The following is a 3,064-nucleotide window of genomic DNA, read 5'->3' on the forward strand; positions in this document are numbered from 1 at the left end:
TCTTCATTAGTTCTTCAACATCACGGTAACTAAGTGTAAATCTTAGCTTGAAATATACTGCCTGAAGAATTATGTATTTTGGATAACAATGACCTTTAGTATTCATCTTTTGAACGGTTTAAAATTCTAAAGATAAAAGTTATTCCCAGATGCGACAGAACCGAATACCATTCCCCACTCTGAATGAATTGAAAATGGCAAAATTCAGGGGAGTTATAGAGTCTTCTTTTTACTAGATATTATTTCATCCAGACTTAATGGCCCTCCACCAGTAAATATAGCTCCAAATAGAAATAGAATGTATAATGTTTGAGGAAGATACAAAAAGTAGCTATACCATGTAAAAGGATCCAGGCCTTTAGGGATGTGATTGGGTATATCGAAGGTGAATAATGCCGTAAATAAGATAATATTTAATACCATTGCACTAAATCTCGTGTAAAGTCCAATTGCCAAAAGTAATCCGAAAATTGCTTCATTTGCCGCAGTAAAATCGGCTGTAAACTGCGGATAAGCAAATCCAATCCCAGTAATTGTTTTTAACATTGATGCTTGAAAAACGGGGTTAAATAGTTTGTTGGCACCTGTGATTAAAAAAAATATACCAATGGCAATTCGGCTAATGGAATATGTACTTAGATTATTTTTAGTATCTTGAGAAAATGCAAATTTAAACATAGTATATTATTTTAAGTGATTATCTGTAGTAGCCCTTAACAACTTGCTACTAAGTTATAATTAATAGAGTTTCGGTGCAGAATTTAGTATTGGGGTCTGACGCTGGTGCCAGTAAGGATATGCCGGTAATGTATCACTGGCTTTGTCTAATCTCTTAATCTGGTCGAGAGTTAAGTTCCATCCAACTGCTTCTAAATTTTGTTTAAGCTGCTGTTCATTTCTTGCACCAATAATAATACTGGAAACCGTCGGACGCTGTAATAACCAGTTCAAGGCTATTTGCGCAGCGTTTTTACCAGTTTCTTCTGCTAATTCATCTAGTACATCCACAATATTATATAACCGCTGGTCATCTGCTTCTGCACTTATTAGAGGACTACCGCCTTGCGCTACCCGCCCATCTTGTGGAACAGTTTGATCCCTGCGGTACTTGCCACTTAGTTTTCCGCTGGCTAGTGGGCTCCAAACGATGGTGCCAATGTTTTCTTCAATTCCCAGCGGCATTAGTTCCCATTCAAAATCACGATTAAGCAACGAATAATGAGCTTGATGGCCGATGTATTTTGACCAACCATAACGTTCTGATACAGATAAAGATTTCATTAAATGCCAGCCTGAGAAATTGGAACAAGCAATATATCTTACTTTTCCGCTTTCCACCAAATGCTCTAAAGCTTTTAATGTTTCCTCTATGGGTGTATTTGCATCAAAGGCATGCATATGGTAAATATCGATGTGATCAGTCCCTAATCGCTTTAAACTATCCTCACAGGCTTTGATCAATTTTAAACGTGAAGTACCGTAGTCATTTGCACCTTCACCGGTAGCAAAGCCCGCTTTAGTAGAGATCAACACTTTATTACGCAGACCTTTTAATGCTTTACCCAGTATTTCTTCTGCCTCCCCGCCTGAATAGGCATCAGCAGTGTCAAACAAATTAACACCAGCTTCGAGACATAAATTGATCAAACGTGTGGCTTCATCAACCTGAGTATTGCCCCAGGCTTTAAAAAACTCATTGCTCCCGCCAAAGGTTCCTGTACCAAAACTTAAAACTGGTACTCGCAAACCCGAATTACCTAATTGTCTATATTCCATAATTGATTGAATTACTCTTTAAATTAATTAAAAAATGTTGATTTTATTAGTTAAACAAAAATACAGCGGGAAGTATTCCCGATGTTAGAATCTTTGGGACGAATATTGGCACTTTTGGTACTTGAAGATTATCGGACGCTATTATCTATGAGTTTTGGTATTTATCATACATCTGCTTTCGAAACTCTGCAGGGGTCAGACCTGTCCTCTTTTTAAATTGCCGGGAGAAATAAGAAAAGTCTTTGAATCCCAGATCGTCACAAATCTGCCCGATTGGGTGAACGCTATGAAGAAGCAATCTTTTTGCTTCCAACAAAACCCGGTCTCGGATAACCTCCCCGAGAGCTTTTTTTGTTACTTGCTTGCAGATCTCATTGACTCTATGAGCAGTGAGATTTAATTTGTCGGCATAGAAACTAATTTGGCTCTCTTTTGTAAAATTGCCTTCAATGAGCTTTTTGAGTTGTTTGAACCTAACAATATTAGTCAGATCCTGGGGTGATTTATCGTTCTCTATAATTAACCGTTGTGTCCTGTTTAAAAAGACAGATAACAAATTGGCTACAATCGATGGTGATTTTTCCGTACGGGTAATCTCATTTAACATCAGATTAAGTACCGGTGAGAGTTCTTCAATTGCCTTGTCGTCCAATTTAAAAAAGGAACTTGCATAGCAGTTATCCAAAAAACAAAACTCACTAATAGCATCTTCATTAGGCATATTCAATAATAAGAACTGTTCTGTAAAGGTAATTGAGAAACCATTGACAGATTCCATTTTATTCATCAGATGCAATTGACCGGGATATATAAAAAATAACATATTCGGTTCAACCGTTACCTGTTGATAGTCAATCAAATTAGTTGATGTACCCGATGTGAGCCACATGATTTCATAAAAACTGCGCTTATATGGCCATTGAAACTTTGGGGGACGCTGTAAGTTTTCAAAACGTTCTAGCATGAATTGATCGTCAATAGATTGAAGGGATGGAAAATCGGATATATTATAAGTTTGGATCATTTACCTCATATTCTTTTCCTACAAATATATCTACTTAAGTGGAAAAAATCACTTCGATTGACCATTATCTGTCAAAATGAAATGACCATTTCAATTCGTTCTAAATTTATGGTATATTTAGTAGAACTACATAATATGGTAAACAAAACATTAAAAACTCACTAACAACAATTTAGACTAGAAATAATTCCGAAATTATAATGATCACTTTTAAATTCAATAATGCCTGTCAACGCATTGCGAAACTACTAGTCAAATTATACC

The 3,064-nt window shown here is 36.3% G+C and carries 3 protein-coding genes; all 3 read right to left on the bottom strand.

Going from position 1 to position 3,064, the window contains the following annotated elements; genetic code table 11:
- Positions 1-213 precede the first annotated feature (213 nt).
- The 3 genes from JO950_RS21570 to JO950_RS21580 all read right to left on the bottom strand — a co-directional run bounded on the left by JO950_RS21570 (position 214) and on the right by JO950_RS21580 (position 2,800).
- On the bottom strand, positions 214-678 hold the full coding sequence (locus JO950_RS21570) for a DoxX family protein (protein ID WP_173972662.1): 465 nt from the start codon (positions 676-678) through the stop codon (positions 214-216).
- Between the two features lie 60 nt (positions 679-738).
- On the bottom strand, positions 739-1,776 hold the full coding sequence (locus JO950_RS21575) for an aldo/keto reductase (RefSeq protein WP_173972661.1): 1,038 nt from the start codon (positions 1,774-1,776) through the stop codon (positions 739-741).
- 145 nt (positions 1,777-1,921) lie between these two features.
- Positions 1,922-2,800, bottom strand: coding sequence for an AraC family transcriptional regulator (locus tag JO950_RS21580; RefSeq protein WP_173972660.1), 879 nt, complete (start codon positions 2,798-2,800; stop codon positions 1,922-1,924).
- Positions 2,801-3,064: the final 264 nt, after the last annotated feature.

The sequence above is a fragment of the Flavobacterium sp. UGB4466 genome, assembly GCF_903469665.1.
GTDB lineage: Bacteria > Bacteroidota > Bacteroidia > Flavobacteriales > Flavobacteriaceae > Flavobacterium > Flavobacterium lipolyticum.

Coding starts and splice junctions, on each gene's coding strand:
- JO950_RS21575 (WP_173972661.1), bottom strand. CDS start 1,776: ATGGAATATAGACAATTAGGTAATTCGGGTTTGCGAGTACCAGTTTTA.
- JO950_RS21570 (WP_173972662.1), bottom strand. CDS start 678: ATGTTTAAATTTGCATTTTCTCAAGATACTAAAAATAATCTAAGTACA.
- JO950_RS21580 (WP_173972660.1), bottom strand. CDS start 2,800: ATGATCCAAACTTATAATATATCCGATTTTCCATCCCTTCAATCTATT.